Here is a 24,592-nt window from a genome sequence, read left to right as displayed (position 1 = left end):
CGAACGAATAAGCGAAGGAGCAAACCATGTTTATTCTGAAGAACGTCACCGCCGTCCAGCTGGAGCCGACCCGGGTGCTGGAAGGGGTGGACATCGCCATCGAAGGGACGCTTATCAAGGCGGTGGGGCCCAATCTGCGGGCCTTCTACCCGGAGGCCAATTATCGGGAGATGGGCGGCAAGCTGGTGATGCCGGGTATCGTCTGTGCCCACAACCACTTCTACTCCGGTCTGTCGCGGGGGATCATGGCCAACATAGCCCCCTGCCCGGACTTTATCTCCACCCTGAAAAACCTCTGGTGGCGGCTCGATCGGGCGCTTGATGAGGAGTCCCTCTACTACAGCGGCCTCATCTGCTCGCTGGAGGCGATCAAGAGCGGTTGCAGCGCTGTGATCGATCACCACGCCTCGCCCAACTTCATCAAGGGTTCCCTCAACGTGTTGCGCAAAGGGTTTGTGGAGGCGGGTCTGCGCGGCATGACCTGCTTCGAGACCACGGATCGCAACGGCGGCCTCGCCGAGCTGCAGGCCGGGGTGGAGGAGAACATCCTGTTCGCGCAAGCCATTGATGCCGCCAAGGCCAAGGGGAACGACCCCTATCTGGTGGAAGCGCACATCGGCGCTCACGCCCCCTTTACCGTACCTGATGAAGGGCTGGCCATGCTGCGCGAAGCTGTGCAGGTGACCGGTCGCGGTCTGCATATCCATGTGGCGGAAGACAGATACGACATGGCCCACGGCCACCACCATCATGGCAAGGAGCCCATCGCCCGGCTGGACGAGTTTGGCCTCATCGACAGCAAGACCCTGATCGCCCACGGCATCTACCTGAGCCCCTCCGACATCGAGTTGCTCAACAGCCGCGATGCCTTCCTGGTGCACAACGCCCGCTCCAACATGAACAACCACGTGGGCTACAACCTGCACCTGCCACAGTTTCGCAATCTGGCGCTCGGCACCGACGGCATCGGCTCCGACATGCTCGAAGAGCTCAAGTTCGCCTACTTCAAGCACAAGGATGCTGGCGGGGCGCTTTGGCCAGACAGCTTTGCCCGCTTCCTGTGGAACGGCAATACCCTGCTGGAGCGCAACTTCGGCGCCAAATTTGGTCGCCTGGAGCCGGGCTACAAGGCCGACCTCACACTCTTCGACTACGACGCACCGACCCCGCTGGCCCCGCGCAACCTCGGTGGCCATCTCGCCTTCGGCATGGGGTCAAACAGCGTCAACAGCGTGATGGTGGAGGGACGCATGGTCTATCAGGACCGCGAGTTCCCGTTCGATGTCGCGCCCCTTTATGAGCAGGCCAGCAAGGTGGCGAGCCGCCTGTGGCAACGGATGGATCAGCTGGCCTAAGGCCATTTTCCACAGTTTTGGACCGGATTGCCCGCCCAGTGGATTGCCCCGGCGGCGGGCAGCAAGAGTGAGGACGACACATGATTGAGCAATTCTTCCGACCCGAGCAACTGGGTCAGGCGTTGGAACTCAAGGCCCGCTTTGGCAGCGACGCCGTCTACATGGGGGGCGGCAGCAAGCTCAACGCCGCCCCGACCCGCACCGACAAGAAGGTCGCCATCTCGCTGGCCCGGCTGGGACTTGGCCAGATTGAGCAGCAGCACGGTCAGCTCCATATCGGCGCCACCGTCACCCTGCAAGCCCTGAAAGATGACCCCCGTACCCCGGCCGCCCTGTGCGAGGCGCTGGGCTTTGTCTACTCCCGCCATCTGCGCAATCAGGCCACCGTCGGCGGCGAACTTGCCTGCCAGCAGCAGGACTCCCCGCTGCTGCCGGTGCTGCTGGTGCTCGAAGCCGTGGTTGTGCTGGAGAACAACCAGCTGCAACCCATAGACGCCTATCTGGCAGGGCAGCGCAATGCGCTCATTTTGGGGATTGTGCTGCCGGAGCCTGAACTGCGCTGCGCCACCCGCCGCATCAGCCGCAACGCCGATGGTCTGGCGGTGATGACGGCCGCCGTGGCCCTCGACAGCATTGGTGAGATGCGGGTGGCCCTGGCTGGCGTCACCCCGCAGCCGATGCGCCTGCGGGACGTGGAGCGTCATGAGCTGCGAGATGCGGCGCTGGAGGCGGCGGTGAGTGCGCTGATTGCGCCGCGTGCGGATCTCGGTGGCAGCGTGGCCTACAAGCGCTATATCAGCGGGGTAGTGGTGGCGGATCTGCTGGTGGAGTGCCAGCAGCAGGAGGTACAGGCATGATGGAACTCAATTTTACCCTGAACGGTGCCCTGCGCACCGTCATCACCCCGGCTGGCGAGAATGCCCAGCGGGTGCTGTTCAACCAGTGCCGGATGCACTCGGTACGCAACAGTGACGATGGTTTCGGCTTTGCCGGTTCCGACGCCATCCTGTTCAATGGCAAGGTGATCAACGCCTCCCTGCTGATCGCCGCCCAGCTGGAGGGGGCCCAGGTGCGCACCGCCGAGTCGCTGGGCAGCTGGAACCAGCTCAGCCTGGTGCAGCAGGCCATGGTGGACGTGGGTGTGGTGCAATCCGGTTACAACGATCCGGCCGCCGCGCTTATCGTCACAGACCTGCTTGATCGCCATCCCGAGCCCAGCCGTGATCAAATCGACGATGCCCTCTCGGGCCTGTTTCACCGCGACGGGGGTTACCAGCAGTTCTATCAGGCCATCGAGCTTGCCTGCTCACGGATGAAGGACCCGGATTACCTGTGCCAGATCGCCCCGGAGTTTCGAGACGACCTGCGCCACATCGGCAAGAGCTGCCCGAAAGTGGACGCCGCCAAGATGGTGCAGGCCAAGCCCTGCTACGTGGAGGATCGGGTTACCGACGATGCGCTGATCATCAAGATGCTGCGCAGCCCCCATCCCCATGCGGTGATCACCAAACTCGATGTGAGCCGAGCCGAAGCGCTGCCGGGTGTGGTGCACGTCATTACCTATCTCAACTGCCCGGATGTGTTTTACACCCCGGGTGGCCAGAGTGCCCCCGAGCCGTCACCGCTCGATCGCCGCATGTTCAGCCGCAAGGTACGTCACGTCGGTGACCGGGTCGCCGCCGTGGTGGCCGAGAGCGAAGCGGTCGCGCTGGCAGCCCTCAAACTCATCGAGGTCGAGTATCAGGTGCTGCCTGCGGTCATGAATATCGATGAGGCGATGGCCCCCAATGCACCCCTGGTGCACGACGAGCCCATCATCTACATGGCCGGTGCCCCGGCGGATCTGGAACAGCAAAACGCCTGCTCGGTACGCCGCGGCGACGAGCACATGATCATCAACTTCCCCATCGGCTCCCGCCCGCACGAAAACCTGGCAGCCAGCGTCTATGGCCAGATTGGCGATGTGGCCAATGGCTTTGCCGAGGCGGACGAGATCGTCGAGCGCACCTACGAATCGACCCAGGCCCAGCAGTGCCCGACCGAGCCCCACATCTGCTTCACCTACATGGATGGGGATCGTCTGGTCATTCATGCCTCCACCCAGGTGCCCTGGCACGTGCGCCGTCAGGTGGCGCGCATCGTCGGCATGAAGCAACATCAGGTGCATGTGATCAAGGAGCGGGTAGGGGGCGGCTTTGGTTCCAAGCAGGATATCCTGCTGGAAGAGGTGTGCGCCTGGGCGACCAAGGTCACCGGCCGTCCGGTCACCTTCCGCTACACCCGTGAAGAGGAGTTCATCAGCAACACCTCCCGCCACGTGGCCAAGGTGACGGTGAAAGTGGGGGCCAAGAAAGATGGCACCATCACCGCCATCGAGATGGATTTTCGTGCCAACACAGGCCCTTACGGCAACCACTCATTGACGGTACCGAGCAACGGCCCGGCGCTCTCCTTGCCGCTCTATCCGTGCGACAACGTGCGCTTTACCGTCAACACCTACTACAGCAACATCTGCCCGACCGGGGCCTATCAGGGTTACGGCGCGCCCAAGGGTAACTTCGCGTTGACCATGGCCATTGCCGAACTGGCCGAGAAACTGGGCATAGATCAGCTCGACATGGTGGAGCACAACCGGGTCCATGAGGGGGACATTCTCAAGGTGCTGGGGGCCATCGGCGAGGGCAAGATGCCCACCTCTGTGCCCCACGCGGCCAGCTGCGCCCTCGAACCTATCCTCAGGCAGGGTCGTGAACTGATTGCCTGGGACAGCCCCAAACCCGCCGACGGGGATTGGCGCATCGGTCGTGGCGTCGCCATCATCATGCAAAAATCGGGGATCCCGGACATCGATCAGGCCAACTGCATGGTCAAGCTGGAATCGGACGGCACCTTTATTGTCCACTCAGGTGGCGCCGATATCGGCACCGGCCTGGATACAGTGGTGGCCAAGCTGACCGCCGAGGTGCTGGGTTGCCCGCTCAGCGACGTGCATGTGATCTCGGGCGACACGGATCACGCCCTGTTCGACAAGGGGGCCTACGCCTCGTCCGGTACCTGCTTCTCCGGCAACGCGGCCAAGATGGCGGCCGAGAACCTCAAGGCAAAGATCCTGTTCCACGGCGCCGCCATGCTGGGGGAACCGGTGGAAGAGGTTGCGCTGGAGTTCCCCGGCCTGGTGCGTGGCAAGCTGGGGGAGGTCTCCTTTGCCAAGATCGCCCACAAGTCGGAGACAGGCACCGGCTTCGGCATTCTGGTGGGCACCGCCAGCTACATCACCTCCGAGCTCGCCTTCCCGTACGGGGCCAACTTCGCCGAGGTGGCGGTCAACGTCAGGACCGGTCAGATCCGGCTCGACAAGTTCTACGCCCTGCTCGACTGCGGCACCCCCATCAACCCGGAACTGGCACTCGGCCAGATCTATGGCGCCACCATGCGGGCCATAGGCCACACCATGACGGAGGAGATCTGCTACGACGGCAGGGGCATTCCGCTCACCCGGGATCTCAAGAGCTATGGCGCCCCCAAGATTGGCGACATTCCGCGCGATTTTCGGGCCTTCCTGGTGCCGAGCGATGACAAGGTCGGCCCCTACGGCGCCAAGTCCATCTCGGAGATAGGGGTGAACGGGGCCGCGCCCGCCATCGCCACCGCCATCCATGACGCCTGCGGTGTCTGGCTGCGCAAGTGGCACTTCACGCCGGAGCAGATCCTGCGCGAACTGGGCAAGCTGGAGCAAAAAGAGTCGGCATAACAAAAGAAAAGGTGAGGGGCGGGCACAGGCTCGCCCCCAGCACCTGACGGCGGAATGAGTACTCCGCCCACATTCTGTGTGATGGGACAAACATGATGTCTAAAACAACACGCAAGCACTCGGATCTGATTTACGCGCTGGACGACAAGCCTCCCTTCTATCAAACCCTGATGGGCGCCGTGACCCACCTGCTGGCCATTTTTGTGCCCATGGTGACCCCAGCGCTGATCGTCGGCGGGGCCCTCGGCCTCTCCACCGAAACCACCGCCTATCTGGTCTCCATGGCGATGATCGCCTCCGGCATCGGCACCTGGTTGCAGGTGAACCGCTACGGCCCAATAGGATCGGGCCTGCTCTCCATCCAGTCGGTCAACTTCTCCTTCGTCACCGTGATGATCGCGCTCGGCAGCGCCATGAAAAAGGATGGCCTGCACGAGGAGCTGATCGTCTCGACCCTGCTGGGGGTCTCCTTCGTCGGGGCCTTCCTGGTGGTGGGCTCCTCCTTCGTGCTGCCCTACCTCAAGCGGGTGATCACCCCGACCGTGAGCGGGGTCGTGGTGCTGATGATTGGCCTCAGCCTTATCAAGGTGGGGATCATCGACTTTGGCGGCGGCTTCTCCGCCATGAGCAGCGGCACTTTCGGCAAATACGAGAACATCGGGCTGGGGCTGCTGGTGCTCTGCGTCATCGTCGCCTTCAACTGCAGCAGGAGCCCGCTGCTTCGCATGAGCGGTATCGCCATCGGTCTGCTGGTGGGCTATGTGGTGGCCCTGATGCTAGGCATGGTGGACTTCTCCGCGCTGGAGAACCTGCCACTTATCACGGTTCCCATTCCGTTCAAATACGGCTTTTCCTTCGATTTTCACGCCTTCGTGCTGGCCGGCACCATCTATCTGTTGAGCGTGCTGGAGGCGGTGGGGGACATCACGGCCACCGCCATGGTTTCCCACCGGGATATCCAGGGCCCCGAGTTTCAAAAACGCCTCAGTGGAGGCGTGCTGGCGGACGGCCTGGTGTCGGTGATCGCCTCGGCGCTCGGCTCCCTGCCGCTCACCACCTTCGCCCAGAACAATGGCGTCATCCAGATGACGGGGGTGGCCTCACGCCACGTGGGCAAGTTCATCGCCGTGATCCTGGTGCTGCTCGGCCTCTTCCCCGTGGTGGGACGCTTCTTCACCACCATTCCTTCGCCGGTGATGGGGGGGGCCATGGTCATCATGTTCTCCATGATCGCCATCGCCGGTGGCCGCATCATCATCAGCCACGGCTTCGATCGGCGGGAGACCCTGATAGTCGCCACCTCGCTGGGATTGGGGCTCGGCGTATCTTACGACCCGAACGTCTTCAAGGTGCTGCCGGCCGGGCTCTACATGCTGGTGGAAAACCCCATCTGCGCCGGCGGCATCACCGCCATCATCATGAACCTGGTGCTGCCCCAGAGTCGCAAACGCAAGGCGGCCGCCAGGGATGCAGAGGCGGTGGAGCTGATCCAGCTGAGCGACAAGCCGGATGTGATCTTCACCGCCCGCAACGCGGGCCAGCCGGGTTCGCGCAAAGAGCAGAGGCCGGCTGAGCCCGAGTCGGGGGTCGCGCCTCAAGCCGAGCGCATCTGATTGTCAATGCAACAAGAACGTCAACAGAACAAGAGAAACAGGGACACGGTTATGAAAAACGACAACTCCGTCAAAGCGGTGCGCGGCAGTTTCTTCGATATCAGCCGGGTGGTGGACCAGCCCGAGGAAATCGAGCCCAATGCCCGCCTCATCGAAGACGGCCTGCTGATCATTCGCAACGGCTGCATCGACTGGTTCGGTCAGTGGGAGGAGGGCAAGGATCGCATTCCGGCCGAGGTGCGGGTGCGCGATTACCGCGGCAAGATGATAGTGCCGGGCTTCGTCGATACCCACATCCACTACCCGCAAAGCGAGATGGTGGGGGCCTATGGCGAGCAGTTGCTGGAGTGGCTCAACCGCCACACCTTTCCGGCAGAGCGGCGCTACAACGACCTCGAGTACGCCCGCGAGATGTCCACCTTCTTCATCAAGCAGCTGCTGCGAAACGGCACCACAACGGCGCTGGTGTTCGGTACCGTCCACCCCGAGTCGGTGGATGCCCTGTTCGAGGCGGCGAGCCGCATCAACATGCGGATGATCGCGGGCAAAGTGATGATGGATCGCAACGCGCCCGACTATCTGCTGGATACCGCGCAGAGCAGTTATGAACAGAGCAAGGCACTCATCGAGCGCTGGCACGGCAACGGCCGTTTGCTTTACGCCATCACGCCGCGCTTTGCCCCCACCTCGACCCCGGAGCAACTGGCTATGGCCAGACGGCTGCGCGAAGAGTTTCCCACCACCTATCTGCACACCCATCTGTGCGAGAACAAGGAGGAGATAGCCTGGGTCAAATCCCTCTTTCCGGCGCACCAGGGCTATCTCGATGTCTATCACCAGCACGGGCTGACCGGCCACAACTGCGTGTTTGCCCACTGCGTCCATCTGGAAGAGCAGGAGTGGGATTGCCTGAAAGAGACCGGCTCCACCATCGCCTTCTGCCCCACCTCCAACCTTTATCTCGGCAGCGGTCTGTTCAAGCTGCACAAGGCGTGGCGCAAACAGGTGAAGGTGGGGATGGGCACGGATATCGGCGCCGGCACCACCTTCAACATGCTGCAGACCCTCAACGAGGCTTACAAGGTGATGCAGTTGCAGGGGGAGCGGCTCTCGGCCTATCAGGCCTTCTATCTCGCCACCCTGGGCGGCGCCCATGCGCTGGGGCTGGACGAGAAGATCGGCAGCTTTGCCATCGGCAAGGAGGCGGACTTCGTGGTGCTCGACCCCGTCGCCACCCCGTTGCAGCAGCTGCGTTATGACAACTCCACCACCTTGCGGGACAAGCTGTTTGTGCTCTTGACCCTGGGGGATGACAGATCCATCTACCGCACCTATGTGGATGGTCAGCTGGTACACGAACGGGGCTAAGGATGGAGGGGCTGCCTGGGCGCAGCCCCATAGAATACGGTGGCTGGCGGGCCCACAGGGAGGCCGGCACTTAAGCAAGCGAGCAAGCGCGGGGAAGGTTTCCCCGCAACAGAAGGTGAAATGGCCCGGTTTTTTTGATCAGCAAAGCAAACGTTTGTTGATCTTCCGAACACCATATCGCCTGCGATCGTGGCATGACAGAGCCACGGCACGGGCCGCCATTTCGTCACACATATTCAGGGATGCTGGAAGGAGTGGGTTATGACCCAGGCAAGCAGGACAAACAGTGTGAAAGAGGCGGCCAGTGGCCAGGGTGAGGCATCGGGGCGACAGCCGTCCTCAATCGGTGCGCTGGATCGCTACTTCATGATCAGCGAGCGCGGCAGCAATGTGCGCCAGGAGGTGCTGGCGGGGCTCACCACCTTCCTCGCCATGGTCTACTCGGTGATAGTGGTGCCCGGCATGCTCGGCAAGGCGGGCTTTCCCCCCGGCGCCGTGTTCGTGGCCACCTGTCTGGTGGCGGGCTTTGGTTCGCTCCTGATGGGGCTCTGGGCCAAGCTGCCCATGGCCATCGGCTGCGCCATTTCGCTTACCGCCTTTACCGCCTTCAGCCTGGTACTGGGGCAGCACATCTCCATTCCGGTGGCGCTCGGCGCCGTCTTCCTGATGGGGGTGCTGTTTACCGCCATCTCGGTGACCGGGGTGCGCAGCTGGATCCTCGACAACCTGCCGATGGGGATAGCCCACGGCACCGGCATCGGCATAGGGCTCTTCCTGCTGCTGATCGCCGCCAACGGGGTAGGGCTGGTGATCAAGAACCCGCTGGAGGGGCTGCCGGTGGCGCTGGGGGCCTTTACCTCCATGCCGGTCATCATGTCTCTCATCGGCCTGGCGGTGATCGTCGGGCTGGAGAAGCTCAAGGTGCCGGGCGGGATCCTCTTGGTGATCATCGCCATCTCCCTCTTCGGCCTCATCTTCGATCCGGCGGTGACCTATCAGGGGCTGTTTGCCATGCCGAGTCTGGCCGATGAGCAGGGCAAGTCCCTCATCTTCAGTCTGGACATCATGGGGGCGCTCTCGCCGCTGGTACTGCCCAGCGTGCTGGCGCTGGTGATGACGGCCGTGTTCGATGCCACCGGCACCATCAGGGCGGTGGCGGGGCAGGCCAACCTGCTGGACAAGGATGGCCACATCATCAACAGCGGCAAGGCGCTCAGCGCCGACTCCATCAGCAGCATCTTCTCCGGCCTGGTGGGGGCCGCGCCGGCCGCCGTCTATATCGAATCGGCGGCGGGCACGGCCGCGGGCGGCAAGACCGGCCTCACCGCCACCGTGGTGGGAGCCTTGTTCCTCTTGATGCTGTTCCTCTCGCCACTCTCCTACCTAGTGCCGGCCTATGCCACGGCGCCGGCCCTGATGTACGTGGGACTCCTGATGCTGAGCAACGTTGCCCGGCTCGATTTCGATGACTTCGTAGGGGCCATGTCCGGCCTGCTGTGCGCCGTCTTCATCGTGCTCACCTGCAACATAGTCACCGGCATCATGCTGGGCTTCAGCGCCCTGGTGATAGGCCGCATCTGCTCCAACGAGTGGCGCAAGCTCAACGTCGGCACCGTCATCATCGCCCTGGCGCTGGTGCTCTTCTACGCCGGTGGCTGGGCCATCTAGTCCAGGGGCCTGTGTCATTGCGAGCGTCTCATCGGGGGCCACCGGCAGGTGGCCCCCGATGCTTTTCAGCCGCGGCAGGTACCATTTTGATAATGGGGATTACCAGATTGATAACGGGGCGCATGCCAGTGGCTTGATGCGCATGAAAAATCGGCAATCCGGCTGCGCCTTGAGCCCGGCTTGGGTGCCGGATGGGATCTTCTTCACACTTATCCCCATCGCTGGCCAGCCTGCGGGAAACAGGCGCATATCTTGCTGTTTTTTATCCTGGTTCTGGATTTTCTTACCTGAAGCAAGGACTTGCATATGTCCATAGGATTACCGCTCAAGCGGGTGGATGCCGAGGCCAAGGTGACCGGCAGCGCCCGCTATACCGATGACAACATCATGCTCGGGATGCGCCACGCCAAGTACGTGCGAAGCAATATCGCCCACGGCAAGGTCACTGCCATCGACGCCAGCGAGGCGCTGGCCCTGCACGGGGTCGAAGCCGTGTTCACCCATGAGGATGTGCCCACCACCTGTTTTCGTACCGCCGGTCACGCCTGGTCTCTCGATGAGACCAAACGGGATGTGAAAGACAGGCGCCTGCTCACCGACCATGTGCGCCACTTCGGCGATGGTGTGGCCATAGTCGTGGCCCGCGATCCCCTGGTCGCCGAGAAGGCGGCGGCCCTGGTCAAGGTCACCTACGAACCGCTGCCGGTGATGACGGATGCCCAGAGTGCGCTGGCCGAGGGCGCCTACCCCATACACCCGACCGGCAATCTGCTGCGCCAAAGCCAGCTCAGCGCCAATGAACCGGAGCAGGCCATCGCCGCTGCCGATCTGCAGTTTCAGGCGCACTACCAGACACCTGTGGTGCAGCACTGCCATCTGGAGACTGTGACCTGTTACGCCTACATGGATCAGCCGGACCACATCATAGTGGTCTCCAGCACCCAGATCCCCCAGATAGTGCGCAGCCGGGTGGCCAAATCCCTCGGCCTGCCCTGGTCCAGCGTGCGGGTGATCAAGCCCTACATGGGCGGCGGTTTTGGCAACAAGCAGGATGTGCTGGAAGAGCCGATGGCGGCGTTTCTGAGCCACCAGCTGGGCGGTGTGCCGGTCAAGGTGACGCTCAGCCGTGAGGAGTGCTTCTTTGCCTCCCGCACCCGCCACGGCTTTGCCATCGACGGCAAGATAGGGCTCAACCGCGACGGCACCCTCAAGGGCTATCAGCTGGACGTGCTCTCCAACACCGGCGGTTATGCCTCCCACGGCCACTCCATCGCCAGCGCCGGTGGCAACAAAATCAGCTACCTCTATCCGCGCAGTGCCTTTGGCTATGACGCCAAAACCTTCTACAGCAACCTGCCCACCGCCGGTGCCATGCGCGGTTACGGCGCGCCCCAGGTGATTTTTGCCCTCGAGTGCATGCTGGATGATGCCTGCGCCGAGCTGGGTCTGGATCCGCTCGCCGTGCGCATCGCCAACGTGGCGCGGGAGGGGGATGTCAATCAGGTCAACCAGAAGACCATCTACAGTGCGGGATTGCCCGAGTGCCTGCGCCGGGGCGGCGAGCAGTTCGAGTGGGAACGGCTGCGGGCCGAGTGTCTGGCACAGGATCCGGCGAGCCGGGTGCGACGAGGAGTGGGCGTGGCCTGCTTCAGCTACGGCTCCAACACCTATCCGGTGGGGGTCGAAATTGCGGGCGCCCGCATGCTGCTCAATCAGGATGGCACAGTGAACCTGCAGATAGGCGCCACCGAGATAGGACAGGGATCGGATACCGTCTTTGCCCAGATGGCGGCCCAGACCTTAGGGATCCCGTTTGAGCAGATCCGGGTCATCTCGACCCAGGATACCGACATCACAGCCTACGACCCTGGCTCGTTCGCCTCGCGCCAGAGCTATGTGGCGGCCCCCGCCATCCATCAGGCGGCGCTGCAACTGAGAGCCCGCATTCTGTCGCTGGCGGCCCAGCTCTGTCATCAGGATGTGGGATCCCTGACCCTGATCGACGGTTACGTGGTGCTGGCGGGTGCGCCGGACAAGGTGCTGATAAGCGTCGCCGAGGTGTCGGTCAATGCCTACTACCACCTCACCATAGGCGGCCAGATCACTGCCGAGGTTTCCCACAAGACCACCACCAACCCGCCGAGCTTTGGCTGCACCTTTGTCGATCTCAGCGTGGATATCGATCTCTGCAAGGTGACCATCAACCGCATCATCAACCTGCACGATGCGGGCAAGATCCTCAATCCGCAGCTGGCAGAGGGGCAGGTGCACGGCGGCATGGGGATGGGGATCGGCTGGTCCCTGTTCGAGGAGATGATCATAGACCCCAAGAGCGGCGTGGTGCGCAACCCCAACCTGCTCGACTACAAGTTCCCCACCATGCTGGATTTGCCGGAGCTCGAATGCGACTTCGTACAGACCTACGAGCCCCAGTCTGTCTATGGCCACAAATCACTGGGGGAGCCGCCCATCATCTCCCCCGGCCCGGCGATTCGTAACGCCATTCGCATGGCGACCGGGGTGGCCATCAACGAGCTGCCCATCACCCCCAAGACCCTGTTTCGGGAGTTTGTGCAGGCGGGTCTTATTGGCGAGGGAGCAGGGGAGGAGCAACACCATGTTTGATATTGCCCGTTATTACAAGGCCCGCAGCGTGGCCGAGGCCGTGGCCCTGCGCCAAGCCGACCCGCAAGCGCGCTTGCTGGCCGGCGGTACCGATGTGATGATCCAGCTTCATCACCTCAACGCAGCCTATCGCCATATCGTCGATATTCACGACTTGCCCGAATTGAAGGGGGTGAGTGAACGGCCTGATGGTTCTATTCGCATCGGCTCCGGTACCACCTTTACCGAGCTTATCGAGAACGAACTGGTGCAGCGCCGCCTGCCCATGCTGGCCGAGGCGGCCGCCACCATAGCCGGTCCGCAGATCCGCAACGTCGCCACCTATGGCGGCAACATCTGCAATGGTGCCACCAGTGCCGACTCGGCGGCGCCGACGGTGGCGCTGGAGGCCGAGCTGGAAATCGCCGGGCCGGGCGGCACGCGCCGCATCCCCATCGCCGGTTTTCACACAGGGCCGGGCAAGGTGGCACTGCAACCGGCAGAAATCCTGGTGGCGTTTCATTTTGCCCCCGATCCCCATCCCCAGGTGGGCTCCCACTACTTCAAATACGCCATGCGCGGGGCCATGGACATAGCCACCATAGGCTGCGCCGCCTACTGCCAGATTGAGGATGGCCGCTTCAAGCGCCTGCGGCTGGCCTACGGGGTGGCGGCGCCGACGCCGGTGCGCACCCCGTACGCCGAAGCGGCGGCTGAGGGGCAACCCCTGACTCGCGCCACGCTGGCCGCGATTGCCGAGGCGGTGGTGGCCGACGTGACGCCGCGCTCCTCCTGGCGGGCAGAAAAAGAGTTTCGCCTGCACCTGATCAAAACCCTGGCGCAGCGGGTGATCACCTGCGCCGTCGAACGTGCCGGAGGCAAGATCCTATGATGCAACCGCAAAGCTGTCCCACTGTTGCGATCCAGTGCGAGATCAACGGCAAGCCTTACTCCTATGCTGTGTCCCCCAATATGTCGCTGCTCCACTTCCTGCGCGGCCAGGGGCTGATCAGCGTGAAAGAGGGGTGCAGCGTCGGCGAATGCGGCGCCTGTACCGTGCGGGTGGATGGCACAGCCATCGACAGCTGCCTCTATCTGGCTGTCTGGGCCGATGGCAAATCCATTCGCACCGTGGAGGGGGAGCGGCAGGGCAACCAGCTCTCCGATGTGCAGCAGGCCTTCATCGACGAGGGGGCTGTGCAGTGTGGCTTTTGCACCCCCGGCCTTGTGATGGCAAGCGCCGCCCTGCTCGACAAGACAGATCGCCGCCCGTTGACAAACGAGGAGATCCGCCGTGGCCTCTCCGGCAATCTCTGCCGCTGCACCGGCTACCAGAACGTGGTGCGGGCGGTGAAAAAGTGCTGCAAGGGCTAGGGTGAGGTTGCCGCCCCGAACGCCATGTGCGGGGCGGCTATGTTGGGGGCATGCCTGCTCCCGATATCACCGCCGGCAAGGCGGCATCTGACGGCCATGCAAACAACAGGCGGGGCCTGGAAAACCTTATTTTGGCTGTCTCATATTAATGGCGTGATATTTATCCATGAGAGGGTGAGCGGTATTTTCGCCCGGCGATACTGTGACGCCATATGGCCGGGTATCCTCTGCCGTCATCGTTATTTCCAGCTAATTGTCCCGTGAATGGCCGATCGCGATTCGCCCTGGGTATCGCTGGCGGGATCCTTTCTCAAGCTGCTGTTTTTTCTCCCTATGTCAGCTTGTGTCGCCATATTGTGCGCCGTTGCCGGATATTGGCGGCAGCAAATGCCAACTGTGGTGCGCCGCTCATCTTGTGGCAGAGATGTCAGCGGAAAAACATTATTTTTCGTCACCTGCTCGCAACAATTTTCTGTAATTGTTAGCCAGCTCGCGGCGGCCCCGGGGCCAAACGGGCAGAGTAGGCGCGATATTTGGCCATGGGCCCGTATCGACGGTTTTGATAGCTGTAACAAGGTGCTGCGGCCCGCCTAACGCGGGGCGCCAATAACATATCTGCTAATAAGAAAAGGAACATTGGCTATGTCAGGAAGACACTCTCTGGTGGCGCTCGCGGTCGGGTTGGCGCTGTCAGGACAGGCACAGGCACAACTGCTGATCAGCGAATACCTGGAAGGATCCAGCAACAACAAGGCGGTGGAGCTGAGCAATCTGGGCGCGACGCCCGTCGATCTCTCTCAATACCGGCTGGCGCTCTATGCCAACGGCAAACCTCTTACCGATACCCCCACCAACAGCCTGGCGCTGCAAGGCACCCTGGCCCCGGGCGCCAGCCTGGTGCTGGCCAACCCCTCCGCCAACGCCGAGATCCTGGCCAAGGCCAATCAGACCAGCGGCAACCTGGTGTTCAACGGTGACGATGCCCTGGTGCTTTATCGCGGCAGCGAGATAGTGGACAGCTTCGGCCAGGTGGGGGTGGATCCGGGCACGGCCTGGGTGTCCGGCAGTGTCTCGACCCTGGACATGACACTGCGCCGCAAGGCCACAGTCACCACGGGCCGGACTGATGCGACCGGCCCCTTCGATCCGGCGCTTGAATACGTGGCCGCCGCGAAGGATGACGCCAGCGGCCTGGGTTGCAGTGGCGATGGCCCCTGCGATGGCACTCTGCCACCGGCCTTCGTCTGCCCGGTCGATCAGCTGATACCCGTGCCCGCCATTCAGGGGCCCGGCAGCAGCAGCCCGCTGGTGCCGGCCGGCAAGTTTGAATCCGAGCAGGCCTATGCCACCCGTGGCATCGTCACCCAGGTGGTGAACGGTCTCTACAAGGGCTTCTTCATCCAGGATCTGCAAGGGGACGGGGATCCGGCCAGCTCGGACGGTCTGTTCGTCTACAGCACCCAGGCCAACGGCGCCATAGTGCCGGGGGCCGAGGTGTGCGTCTCGGGCAAGGTGAAGGAGTACTTCAACCAGACCCAGCTCAATGCCGATCAACTGGTGGTGACCCAGCCCATGGTGGCCTTGCTGCCAGCGGTGGATCTGGTGCCGGTGGCGGGCGAGACCCTGAACCAGTTGCTGGAGCGCCACGAGGGGATGCGGGTGCGGCTGGTGCCCGAGTCCAGCCTGGTGGTGACCCGCAACTTCAGCTTCGATTACGACGGCAAGCGCAACAACCTGGTGCTGGCTTATGGCGCGCCCCTCATCAAGTCGACCCAGAAGTTTGCCGCCATGAGCGAGGAGGCGAGCCAGTGGGCCCTGCGCAACCAGCAAAATCAGCTGGTGGTGGAGACGGACGCCAAGACGCCGGATGGGGTGCTGCCCTGGTATCCCGCCTTCAATGCCGAAGATGGCTACCTGCGCATCGGCGACAAACTCAATGGCCTGGAGGGAGCGCTCGGCTACTCCTACAACCTGTTCCGGCTGGTGGCGAATAACCGCATCGACAGCAGCGACATAGATCACAGCGGCTGGGACAGGGTAGAGACCCCAGAACTCGCCGAGGCGGGGGATCTGCGGGTCGCCAGCTTCAACGTGCTCAACTTCTTCACCACTGTGGTGAGCGGGGATGCCAACCCCACCGGCAGCAATCGTGGCGCCCTGACAGTGGCGGAGTTCGAGAAGCAGCGCACCAAGATCGTCAGCGCCATCACCCGCCTCAACGCCGACGTGGTGGGGCTGATGGAGATAGAGAACAACGGCTACGGCGACAACTCCGCCATCGCCAACCTGGTGGCGGCCCTCAACGCCGCCCAGCCGGATGAGGCGGATCACTACCGCTGGATTGCCTCGCCGGATGGTCAGCCCATAGGCACAGATGCCATTACCGTGGGTCTCATCTACCGACCCGCCAGCGTGACGCCGCAAGGGGCAGCCAGCCTCATAGTGCTGCCGGTGCAGCAGGCCGAGGCGGTGGACGCCAGCGGCAAGCCGGTGGCCATCAAGCAGGGCATGCGCGAATCGCTGTTGCAGCAGTTCAGCTCGCCCAAGGGGGATGCGCCTCTGACCCTGGTGGTCAACCACCTCAAGTCCAAGGGTTCCGCCTGCTTCGAGGATTACCCCGACTATGCAACCGCCGATCCGCTGGATGGCCAGGGTCACTGCAACGCGCTGCGGGTCTCCGCCGCCAAGGTGCTGGGGGAGAGTCTCAAGGACATGAGCGGGGATCTGCTGCTCATCGGCGACCTGAACGCCTATGGCATGGAGGATCCCATCCGGGTGTTGACCAGCTATGATCCGGCGGCCCAGCCGCGCCAGATCATGAGCGCCTCCTTCACCACGCTGGCGGGCCAGCCCTATGAGGAGAGTGGCAGCGCCCTTGGCAAGGGGTATGGTTTTGTGAACCTCAACACCCGCTTCCACGGCACCGACACCTACTCCTACAGCTATGAAGGTGAGCTTGGCAACCTGGATCACGCCCTGGCGAGCCCGAGCCTGGCGGCCAAGGTGATCGGCATAGAGGATTGGCACATCAACTCCGCCGAGAGCAACTTCTTCGAGTACGGCAGCAAGTACACAGGCCAGCTGGCCAAATCGGACGGCCCCTTCAGCGCCTCGGATCACGATCCCGTGCTGGTGGCGATCCAGTATCCGTTGCCGCCAGCCGGGGTGATCAGTCTGGAGAGCGCAGTCGCCAGCGTGGAGGAGGGCAGTACCCTCACGCTGAGCGTTGCGCGTCGCGACGGCACTTATGGGGAGGCCAGCGTCAGCTATCGCATTTCCTACGGCAGCGCGGACGCCAATGACGTGGCGCCACTGACCGGCACCCTGAACTGGGCGGCCGGTCAGAGCGACAGCCAGACCATCAGCATCCCGGTGAAGAGCGATACCCTGCACGAGGGGGATGAGACCTTCACTCTGGAACTGTTCGATGCCAGCGGCGCCAGCCTTGGCGAGCAGCGTCAGACTCTGGTGACCATCAAGGACAAGCTGGCGCCGTCCACCATTGCGCTGGCTCGCGCCAGCATGACGGTGAACGAGGGGCAGTGGTTTGCCGAGATCCCCGTGGTGCGCAGCGGCGATCTGAGCAAGCCGGCCCGTGCCCAGTTGGGCCTTGAGGGGGTTACGGCGCGCTGGGGTCTGGATTTCCTGCCCTGGTTCAGCCAGTCGGTGAGCTGGGCCGCCGGTGAGGGGGGCAGCAAGTCGGTCAAGGTGCTGATCCTGGATGACTGGTTTGTGGAGCCCACCGAGCAGTTCAAGATAAGCCTGCGCCAGCTGCAGGGGGGCCAGCCCGGCAACCTGCAGGAGACCCGGGTCGACATAGTGGACAACGACAAGCCCTGGTGGCCGTTTGGCCGCCACTGATAGTCGTCATGGATATGCGTGATACAAGGGGCCTGCGGGCCCCTTTTTGCTGGGCATGATGGGGTTGGATTGGGCCGGCAGCCATGCCAGACGAGGTGGCTGGCGCGCAACAAAAAGGCCCATCGGTGTGATGGGCCTTGGGGTATTCATAGGGCAGAGTCTGTCAGGATTGACTCTGGGCGCTGTCGATCACCAGCTTGCCATCCTTGACCGGAATGGTGGCACCGGGGGCCTTCTCCATGCGGATGACCCCTTCCTGACCGGCGAGGCGGTAGGTGACGTCATAGCCAAGGGTGCGGGTGCTGCTCTCCTGCACCGTCTTGCAGCGCTGCTGGGTGCTGGTGTAGGTGTCGCCCGCCTGCATGTTGCCCTGCACCTGGTTGCCGGCATAGCCACCGGCCACGGCGCCCGCGGCCGTGGCCACCTTCTTGCCGTTGCCGCCGCCAAACTGGTTGCCGAGTACGCCGCCCAGCGCGGCGCCAACCACGGTCCCCAGGATCTTGTTCTCATCCTGCACGGGTTTGCGGTGGGTCACTGTGACGTTGTGGCACTCCTGACGGGGCGTCTTGATGGTCTCGGTCACCGGCTTGCTGGCCAGCACCTCGGCAAACTGAGGCTGGGCTGAAAACAGGGATCCGCTGGCGGCGGCCGACAATGCCAGCGCAGAGGCCACACCGATCCCGACACCTGCCAACATGGATTTGTTCATTTTGCGTTCTCCTGAAATGCATCACCTGATGCGGCTGTTGCTTGCCGCGATCTTGGCACAACCCGGAGGATGAACAAGGCGGCCAGCGTGCGGGCACGACAAGCCCTGACTTCACCAAAAAGCCCCTCGTCAAAAAGGTGTCGGGCTTTGGCGACAAAGGCCGTGGAGCTGGGACTGGACAATGGGCATGTCACTCCGGAGCGGGTGGATGCGTCGCAATTTGCGATTCATATGGGGTCTTTTTATCCATTTTGCGTCAAACCACTGCCGCGCCACCGCCATAGAGCGGCACTCTGCCGCGCTTGCCCCCCGACGCGGGCTTTAAGGGCTTGCCCGTAGGCACCGACTCGTGCGCAAGTGCTTGATAAATCGCTTTACCGGCGCAGGGGGACTGCCGATAACAGATCACGGCAAGCATTATGCTTGGTCATTTGGCAGAGAGAGTGACGGGCCCATGAGCGACAGTGGCTCACCCCGACAGGCGCGATGCAGTGCCGGTGAGCCAGATAACGCCGTCATCATCTCGGGGCCAGTGAAAGTGAAACGGCAATACCGGGGCAATCCCGACGCGGCACGCGTTGGGACTGTGGTGGTCAAGCAATAATCGGCAAGGGGGACTTATGTCGATGCTGCCAAGATGGATACAGCCGGCCGTACAGGCCGAGATCATTACCCAGCAGCAGGCACAGCGACTGCTGGCATCCCTTTATCAACCCCTCTCCGAGGTGGCGCAGGAGCTGCCCGCCGACATAGTCGACATCAGCCTCAAGCTCTACTGCTTTCGCCAGCAAGGTCGGGTGCGTCATTGATGCACGAGTGAGTGGGCGTTTCCCTGGAGCCGTGGACCGCACAGAGCGCGCCCGGCACTGTGGGCCGGGCGCGCTCTGGCAGTGAGGTTCGCCTCAGATCATCATCACCTGCACCACCAGCATCAGGGCGCCAAAGCCCAGCACGAAGCCCACCATGGGCAGCACGAACCTGACCCACTGGTTGAACTGGATGCCGAGCATCTGCAGGGTGACCAGCACCAGCCCGGTGGGGGCCAGGAACAGCATGGCGTATTGCCCCCAGTTGTAGGCCGACACGACGATGTAGCGCGGGATCATCACTGTATCCGCCAGCGGCGCCATGATGGGCATGGAGAGCACCGCCAATCCGGAGGAGGAGGGCACCACCAGCCCCAGCAGGGTGAACACCAGCATCTGGGCCACCGCGAACACGGCGCCGTGCATGCCGGCAACCAGACTGGAGGCGTAAGCCAGTATGGTGTCCGAGATCATCCCCTGATCCAGCACCAGATTGACCCCGCGCGCCAGCCCTATGATCAGCGACACCGCCACCAGTTCGGAGGCGCCCTGGGTGAAGGCCTCGACCGCCTCTTTCTCCTTCAGCCCCGAGATGAACATGATGATGATGGCGACGGCGAGGAAGGAGGCCGCCATCTGCGGGAACCACCAGCCGGCCATGGAGACGCCCCACACCATGAGCGGAAAGGCGAGGATGAACAGGGTCAGGATGATCTTGCGGCGCAGGGTGAAGGGGACTCCTTCATCGAGAGATCCCTCTTTGAGGAAGCGGGCCCGGAAGCTCTCTCTGTCCTCATAGGTATAGGAGAAGGCCGGGTTGGCCTTGATCTTCTTGCAGTACCAGTGGAGATAGCCAATGACCACCAGGGTGCCCACCAGACAGCCGACGGCGCGAAAGATCAGCCCCTCGGTGAAGGGAATGCCGGCGGCGTTGGAGGCGATCACTACCGAGAAGGGGTTGATGGTGGAGAAAGTCGTGCCCATGGAGGCGGCGAGGAAGATGGCTCCCACGCAGACGATGGCGTCATAGCCGAGCGCCAGGAAGATGGGCACCAGTATGGGGTAGAAGGCGACCGCCTCTTCCTCCAGCCCGCAGGTGGTGCCCCCCAGCGCCATGACGAAGCAGACCAGCGCCACGAACATGAATTCGTTGCCCCGGGTCCTGCGCGACAGCGCCACCAGACCGGCGCTGAAGGCCCCCGTCTTGTTGATGACGCCGATGAGCCCGCCGAGCACCAGGATGAAGACTATGATGTCAGCCCCCTCTATGGTGCCCTTGACCATGCTGACCGCCACGTCGGCGAGCCCTTTGGGGGCCTGTGCCAGTCGCTCATAGGTGCCGGGAATGGCGATGGGCTTGCGGATAGTGCCGCTGGTGAACTGTTCCACCCCGATATTGATATTGAGTTTTTCAAGCTCGCTCTGGGTGGCGGGCAGCCGGCTTATTTCTCCCTGCGGGCTATTGACCATCAGGGTGTGGTTGGCCGAGTTATAGGAGAGCTTGGAATAGGCCCCCGCCGGAATGATCCAGGTCAGGGCAATGGCCAGCAACATAATAAGAAACAAAATGGTAAAGGCAGTGGGAAATTGTCTGCGTGGCTTGGTATTCGGCTCGGCACACATAAAATGCTCCTCGATAAAGCAGGTTCGGGCTCGGCGGAATATCGGGTCGACAGGGTTCCTTCGTCATGGGGCGGGAATGCGCAGATCTACTGGTAATGGCGCACTCGTTGGCGAGAAGTCTGGCCTGATATTGGGCATGCGGTAGATTGTTTCACCATGTAACCATAACCTGCTGGTGTCGGGATGAATACGAAGCGGGGCCCGCTTTATGGGCTGGCTCACAGAATATATTGGCTGATGGAATTGTCGTTAATTTAAATATCGTGCCCATGCTGGGTCATTATATTCAATAATTATCCCGGTTCATCTGGTGGATATAATTTGCAACAATGCCACAGGCTGCAAATAAAGATGTAAAGGATGCATGGCAACCCATGCCGGTTTGATAATGGATACATATTATTCAAGGCTGGCAATGCCCCGCATCATGACCGGTCTGACCGGGTGAAAACCCAAGCAGCGCCATCGCCTAAGACGTTTTGCTAATACCTGCCGCCATGGCCCTGCTGTTAGGCTGTCAGCCCCATAAGAGATCGGCGCAGGGCATGATGCCGACGAGATCTCCCGCCCAATCCGATCCAGCCGCTTTGTGCCACCTGCGAGGAAGGAACCCGATGACAGAGCAGAACATCTATGAGGCCGGCCTTGATAAAAGCCCCGCCAATTTCGAGGCGCTGACCCCCATCAGCTTCCTGGCTCGGGCTGCGCGGGTCTATCCCGACTACCCGGCGCTGATCCATGGGGCCTTGCGTCAAAACTGGGCCCAGACCGAGCGGCGCTGCCGCCAGCTCGCCTCGGCCCTGCGTCGGCATGGCATAGGCGAGGGGGATACAGTCTCCATCGTCGCCCCCAATACCCCGGCCATGTTCGAAGCCCACTTCGGGGTGCCCATGAGCGGCGCCGTGCTCAACACCCTCAACACCCGGCTCGATGTCGAGTCCATGGCCTTCATCTTCCAGCATGCCCAGAGCAAGGTGGTGCTGGTGGACAGGGAGTTCGGCGCCGTGGTGCGCAAGGCGTTGGCCCTTGTCAAGCCGCAGCCTCTGCTCATCGCCATCGACGATCCCCTCTATCGGGAGGGGGAGCTGATAAGCGAGCTCGACTATGAGGCGTTTCTTACCCAAGGGGACGGGGATGAGCCCGGCTGGCTGCCGGATGACGAGTGGCAGGCGATCTCCCTGAACTACACCTCGGGCACCACGGGCAACCCCAAGGGGGTGGTCTATCACCATCGCGGCGCCCACCTCAATGCGGTCAACAACGTGCTCTCCTGGGAGCTGCCCAAACACCCCATCTATCTCTGGACCCTGCCGATGTTTCACTGCAACGGCTGGTGCTTCCCCTGGACCCTGGCGGCCACCGCCGGGGTGAGCGTCTGCCTGCGCCATGTGCAGGCGGGAGCCATCTTTGATGCCCTGCGCGAGCACAAGGCGAGCCACTTCTGCGCCGCGCCCATCGTCCTCAACATGCTCAACAACGCCGGCCCTGCGCTTAAATATGGGCTCAATCATCCCATCAAGGTGATGACGGCGGGGGCGGCGCCGCCCGCCACCGTGATCGCCGGCATGGAGGCCATGGGGATCGCCGTGACCCATGTCTACGGCCTCACCGAAACCTATGGCCCCTGCGTGCTGTGCGAACCGCAGCGAAGCTGGCAGGGGCAGGATGCCACCACGCTGTCGCGCCTCAAGGCGCGCCAGGGGGTAGCATCCCCGCTGCAGGGGGAGATGCGGGTCATCAACCCGGTCAGCGGCGAGCCGGTTCCCCAGGATGGCAAGACCCTGGGGGAGATAGTGCTGCGCGGCAATGTGGTGATGAAGGGCTATCTCAAGAACCCTTCTGCCAGCGCCGAGGCGATGGCGGAGGGCTGGTTTCGCAGCGGCGATCTGGCGGTCTGGCACCCGGACGGTTATGTGGAGATCAAGGACAGATCCAAGGACATCATCATCTCGGGCGGAGAGAACATCTCCAGCCTGGAGGTGGAGGACGTGCTCTATCGCCATCCCGATGTGGACGAGGTGGCGGTGATCGCCATGCCTGACGAGAAGTGGGGGGAGGTGCCCTGCGCCTTTGTGAAGCTCAAGGAGGGGCGCGAGCTCACCCAGGCCGAGCTGATTGCGTTTTGCCGCGAGCAGATGGCCCACTTCAAAGCCCCCAAGCGCATCATCTTCACCCCGCTGCCGAAAACCTCCACCGGCAAGGTACAAAAATACATGCTGCGCCAGCAGCTGGGCAGTTGAAGCTGCCACAGCCGTAAAACAGAACGGGCCCATCAGGGCCCGCTTTTTTCAAATCGGTTTTACGATCACTTGTTATGGCGCTAATGAAGCCGCTGCACCACATCCTTCAATTCCAGCTCCTCGTTTTGCAGCAGTACTGTGAGGTGATAGAGCCGTCAGGAGGGATTCGTTGTTCACTTGTTATGGCGCTCATAGAGGCGCTGCACCACATCCTTCAACTCCAGCCCCTCGTTTTGCAGCAGTACGGTCAGGTGGTAGAGCAGATCGGCGGATTCGTTGATGAGCTCCTCCCGATCCTTGGCCATGGCGGCCAGCGCCACTTCCACACCCTCTTCACCCACCTTCTGGGCGATGCGCTTGGTGCCCTTGGCATACAGGCTGGCGGTGTAGCTGGTGGCTGGGTCGGCACCTTTGCGTGATGCCAGGATCTGCTCGAGCTCGGCCAGGAAGCCGAGCGGTGGCACAGGGTGGCCGTCGAAGCAGGAGGGGGTGCCCAGATGGCAGGTGGGGCCGACGGGGTTGGCGGCGATCAGCAGAGAGTCCTGATCGCAGTCGGTGCTGATGGCGACCAGCTTGAGCACATGGCCCGAGCTTTCACCCTTGGTCCAGAGGCGCTGCTTGCTGCGGCTGAAGAAGGTGACCTGGCCGCTGGCCTGGGTCTTTTCCAGCGCCTCGCGGGTCATGAAGCCCTGCATCAGCACCTCGCCGCTGGCGGCATGCTGGACGATGGCGGGGATCATGCCATCACACTTTGCCCAGTCCAGGCGCTCGGCGAGCGGTAGCTCGTTGTTTACAGCTTGATTATTCACGGATGGCGACTCCTTCATTTTTCAGCCAGCGTTTCAATTCGGGAATGGGGATAAGGCCCTTGTGGAACACGGAGGCGGCCAGGGCCCCGTCCACGTCGGCGATAGTAAAAGCATCGAGGAAGTGTGCCATGGTGCCGGCACCACCGGAGGCGATCAGCGGCACCTTGCAGACGGCGCGCACCAGCTTGAGCTGCTCGAGGTCGTAGCCCTGGCGCATGCCATCCTGGTTCATCACGTTCAGCACGATTTCGCCGGCGCCGCGCTTTTGCGCCTCCTGCACCCAATCCAGGGTATGCCAGGCTGTGGTGCGGGTGCGGCTCTCGTCACCGGTAAACTGTTTGACCTGATAGTGACCGGTCTGCGCATCAAAATAGGAGTCGATACCCACCACCACGCACTGCACGCCGAAGCGCTCCGCCAGTCGGGTGATGAGAGTTGGATCGGCCAGGGCTGGCGAGTTGATGGAGACCTTGTCGGCCCCGAATTCCAGGATCTGGCGAGCATCCTCCACGCTCTTGATGCCACCGGCGACGCAGAAGGGGATGTCGATCACCTCGGCCACCCGGCTTACCCAGCTCTTGTCGACCACCCGGGCATCGCTCGAGGCGGTGATGTCATAGAACACCAGTTCGTCGGCCCCTTCCTCTGCGTAGCGGCGGGCGAGCTCGACGATACCGCCCATCACCTCGTGATTTCGAAATTGCACTCCCTTGACCACAACGCCATCTTTGACGTCCAGACAGGGGATAATACGCTTTGACAACATGCTCGTTGCTCCATGTAACGCACGGTTAAAAACATCGTTATTGCC

18 protein-coding genes are annotated in these 24,592 nt (G+C 62.4%); 13 read left to right on the top strand and 5 right to left on the bottom strand.

The window, feature by feature from the left end:
• Positions 1-26 precede the first annotated feature (26 nt).
• From ssnA to AACQ95_RS13895, 6 genes are all read left to right on the top strand, one after another.
• A complete protein-coding gene (ssnA, locus tag AACQ95_RS13920; RefSeq protein WP_241278802.1) occupies positions 27-1,355 on the top strand; it encodes a putative aminohydrolase SsnA in 1,329 nt (442 codons plus the stop codon).
• Positions 1,356-1,435: 80 nt separating this feature from the next.
• Positions 1,436-2,212 (top strand): molybdopterin-dependent oxidoreductase FAD-binding subunit, encoded by a 777-nt coding sequence (gene ygfM / locus AACQ95_RS13915; RefSeq protein WP_241278801.1) that lies wholly within the window; start codon positions 1,436-1,438, stop codon positions 2,210-2,212.
• A complete protein-coding gene (locus tag AACQ95_RS13910) occupies positions 2,209-5,106 on the top strand; it encodes a molybdopterin-dependent oxidoreductase Mo/Fe-S-binding subunit (RefSeq protein ID WP_241278800.1) in 2,898 nt (965 codons plus the stop codon). Before ygfM ends, AACQ95_RS13910 begins: the two co-directional genes overlap by 4 nt.
• Before the next feature lie 95 nt (positions 5,107-5,201).
• A complete protein-coding gene (locus AACQ95_RS13905; protein ID WP_241278799.1) occupies positions 5,202-6,719 on the top strand; it encodes a nucleobase:cation symporter-2 family protein in 1,518 nt (505 codons plus the stop codon).
• A 51-nt stretch (positions 6,720-6,770) separates the two neighbouring features.
• On the top strand, positions 6,771-8,087 hold the full coding sequence (gene guaD, locus AACQ95_RS13900) for a guanine deaminase (protein ID WP_241278798.1): 1,317 nt from the start codon (positions 6,771-6,773) through the stop codon (positions 8,085-8,087).
• 366 nt (positions 8,088-8,453) lie between these two features.
• Positions 8,454-9,755 (top strand): NCS2 family permease, encoded by a 1,302-nt coding sequence (locus AACQ95_RS13895; protein ID WP_172955440.1) that lies wholly within the window; start codon positions 8,454-8,456, stop codon positions 9,753-9,755.
• A 99-nt stretch (positions 9,756-9,854) separates the two neighbouring features.
• On the opposite strand, the gene AACQ95_RS13890 is transcribed toward AACQ95_RS13895, so the two are convergent.
• Entirely contained in the window at positions 9,855-10,061 is a 207-nt protein-coding gene (locus AACQ95_RS13890; RefSeq protein ID WP_241278797.1) for a hypothetical protein, read from the bottom strand.
• On the opposite strand from AACQ95_RS13890, the gene xdhA reads away from it, so the two are divergent.
• The 5 genes from xdhA (at position 10,062) to AACQ95_RS13865 (ending at position 17,594) form a co-directional block, all read left to right on the top strand.
• Entirely contained in the window at positions 10,062-12,380 is a 2,319-nt protein-coding gene (gene xdhA, locus AACQ95_RS13885) for a xanthine dehydrogenase molybdenum-binding subunit XdhA (protein WP_241278796.1), read from the top strand.
• Positions 12,373-13,251 (top strand): xanthine dehydrogenase FAD-binding subunit XdhB, encoded by an 879-nt coding sequence (gene xdhB / locus AACQ95_RS13880; protein ID WP_241278795.1) that lies wholly within the window; start codon positions 12,373-12,375, stop codon positions 13,249-13,251. The genes xdhA and xdhB overlap by 8 nt, the downstream gene beginning before the upstream one ends.
• Complete coding sequence (gene xdhC, locus AACQ95_RS13875) at positions 13,248-13,733, top strand: xanthine dehydrogenase iron sulfur-binding subunit XdhC (RefSeq protein WP_241278794.1); 486 nt, start codon at positions 13,248-13,250, stop codon at positions 13,731-13,733. The genes xdhB and xdhC overlap by 4 nt, the downstream gene beginning before the upstream one ends.
• A 264-nt stretch (positions 13,734-13,997) precedes the next feature.
• Positions 13,998-14,327, top strand: a complete 330-nt coding sequence (locus tag AACQ95_RS13870; protein WP_241278793.1) for a hypothetical protein — start codon at positions 13,998-14,000, stop codon at positions 14,325-14,327.
• 48 nt (positions 14,328-14,375) lie between these two features.
• On the top strand, positions 14,376-17,594 hold the full coding sequence (locus tag AACQ95_RS13865; RefSeq protein WP_241278792.1) for an ExeM/NucH family extracellular endonuclease: 3,219 nt from the start codon (positions 14,376-14,378) through the stop codon (positions 17,592-17,594).
• A 163-nt stretch (positions 17,595-17,757) separates the two neighbouring features.
• Here the strand turns inward: AACQ95_RS13865 and AACQ95_RS13860 are convergent, their stop codons facing one another.
• On the bottom strand, positions 17,758-18,303 hold the full coding sequence (locus AACQ95_RS13860; RefSeq protein ID WP_043134898.1) for a glycine zipper 2TM domain-containing protein: 546 nt from the start codon (positions 18,301-18,303) through the stop codon (positions 17,758-17,760).
• A 620-nt stretch (positions 18,304-18,923) separates the two neighbouring features.
• Between AACQ95_RS13860 and AACQ95_RS13855 the strand changes: the two genes are divergently transcribed.
• Positions 18,924-19,112, top strand: coding sequence for a hypothetical protein (locus tag AACQ95_RS13855; protein ID WP_043134896.1), 189 nt, complete (start codon positions 18,924-18,926; stop codon positions 19,110-19,112).
• A gap of 93 nt (positions 19,113-19,205) precedes the next feature.
• Here the strand turns inward: AACQ95_RS13855 and AACQ95_RS13850 are convergent, their stop codons facing one another.
• The gene (locus tag AACQ95_RS13850; protein ID WP_277604352.1) at positions 19,206-20,732 is read right to left on the bottom strand and encodes a YfcC family protein; all 1,527 of its coding nucleotides are present in this window, start codon (positions 20,730-20,732) and stop codon (positions 19,206-19,208) included.
• Between the two features lie 614 nt (positions 20,733-21,346).
• Here AACQ95_RS13850 and AACQ95_RS13845 point away from each other — a divergent pair.
• Positions 21,347-22,972, top strand: a complete 1,626-nt coding sequence (locus AACQ95_RS13845) for an acyl-CoA synthetase (RefSeq protein WP_241278790.1) — start codon at positions 21,347-21,349, stop codon at positions 22,970-22,972.
• 173 nt (positions 22,973-23,145) lie between these two features.
• Here AACQ95_RS13845 and hisIE read toward each other — a convergent pair whose 3' ends face one another.
• Together hisIE and hisF are read right to left on the bottom strand one after the other, a co-directional pair.
• Complete coding sequence (gene hisIE, locus AACQ95_RS13835) at positions 23,146-23,781, bottom strand: bifunctional phosphoribosyl-AMP cyclohydrolase/phosphoribosyl-ATP diphosphatase HisIE (protein WP_098984102.1); 636 nt, start codon at positions 23,779-23,781, stop codon at positions 23,146-23,148.
• Entirely contained in the window at positions 23,774-24,547 is a 774-nt protein-coding gene (hisF, locus tag AACQ95_RS13830) for an imidazole glycerol phosphate synthase subunit HisF (protein ID WP_241278789.1), read from the bottom strand. The genes hisIE and hisF overlap by 8 nt, the downstream gene beginning before the upstream one ends.
• Between the last annotated feature and the right edge of the window lie 45 nt (positions 24,548-24,592).

The organism is Aeromonas sp. MR19, from assembly GCF_963899305.1.
Taxonomy (GTDB): domain Bacteria; phylum Pseudomonadota; class Gammaproteobacteria; order Enterobacterales; family Aeromonadaceae; genus Aeromonas; species Aeromonas bestiarum.
This window is presented reverse-complemented; position numbering and strand designations above follow the sequence as displayed.

Coding starts and splice junctions, on each gene's coding strand:
- xdhC (WP_241278794.1), top strand. CDS start 13,248: ATGATGCAACCGCAAAGCTGTCCCACTGTTGCGATCCAGTGCGAGATC.
- AACQ95_RS13860 (WP_043134898.1), bottom strand. CDS start 18,303: ATGAACAAATCCATGTTGGCAGGTGTCGGGATCGGTGTGGCCTCTGCG.
- ssnA (WP_241278802.1), top strand. CDS start 27: ATGTTTATTCTGAAGAACGTCACCGCCGTCCAGCTGGAGCCGACCCGG.
- AACQ95_RS13890 (WP_241278797.1), bottom strand. CDS start 10,061: ATGCAAGTCCTTGCTTCAGGTAAGAAAATCCAGAACCAGGATAAAAAA.
- AACQ95_RS13845 (WP_241278790.1), top strand. CDS start 21,347: ATGACAGAGCAGAACATCTATGAGGCCGGCCTTGATAAAAGCCCCGCC.
- xdhB (WP_241278795.1), top strand. CDS start 12,373: ATGTTTGATATTGCCCGTTATTACAAGGCCCGCAGCGTGGCCGAGGCC.
- AACQ95_RS13910 (WP_241278800.1), top strand. CDS start 2,209: ATGATGGAACTCAATTTTACCCTGAACGGTGCCCTGCGCACCGTCATC.
- AACQ95_RS13855 (WP_043134896.1), top strand. CDS start 18,924: ATGTCGATGCTGCCAAGATGGATACAGCCGGCCGTACAGGCCGAGATC.
- AACQ95_RS13870 (WP_241278793.1), top strand. CDS start 13,998: ATGGCCGATCGCGATTCGCCCTGGGTATCGCTGGCGGGATCCTTTCTC.
- AACQ95_RS13850 (WP_277604352.1), bottom strand. CDS start 20,732: ATGTGTGCCGAGCCGAATACCAAGCCACGCAGACAATTTCCCACTGCC.
- xdhA (WP_241278796.1), top strand. CDS start 10,062: ATGTCCATAGGATTACCGCTCAAGCGGGTGGATGCCGAGGCCAAGGTG.
- AACQ95_RS13865 (WP_241278792.1), top strand. CDS start 14,376: ATGTCAGGAAGACACTCTCTGGTGGCGCTCGCGGTCGGGTTGGCGCTG.
- AACQ95_RS13905 (WP_241278799.1), top strand. CDS start 5,202: ATGTCTAAAACAACACGCAAGCACTCGGATCTGATTTACGCGCTGGAC.
- guaD (WP_241278798.1), top strand. CDS start 6,771: ATGAAAAACGACAACTCCGTCAAAGCGGTGCGCGGCAGTTTCTTCGAT.
- hisF (WP_241278789.1), bottom strand. CDS start 24,547: ATGTTGTCAAAGCGTATTATCCCCTGTCTGGACGTCAAAGATGGCGTT.
- AACQ95_RS13895 (WP_172955440.1), top strand. CDS start 8,454: ATGATCAGCGAGCGCGGCAGCAATGTGCGCCAGGAGGTGCTGGCGGGG.
- ygfM (WP_241278801.1), top strand. CDS start 1,436: ATGATTGAGCAATTCTTCCGACCCGAGCAACTGGGTCAGGCGTTGGAA.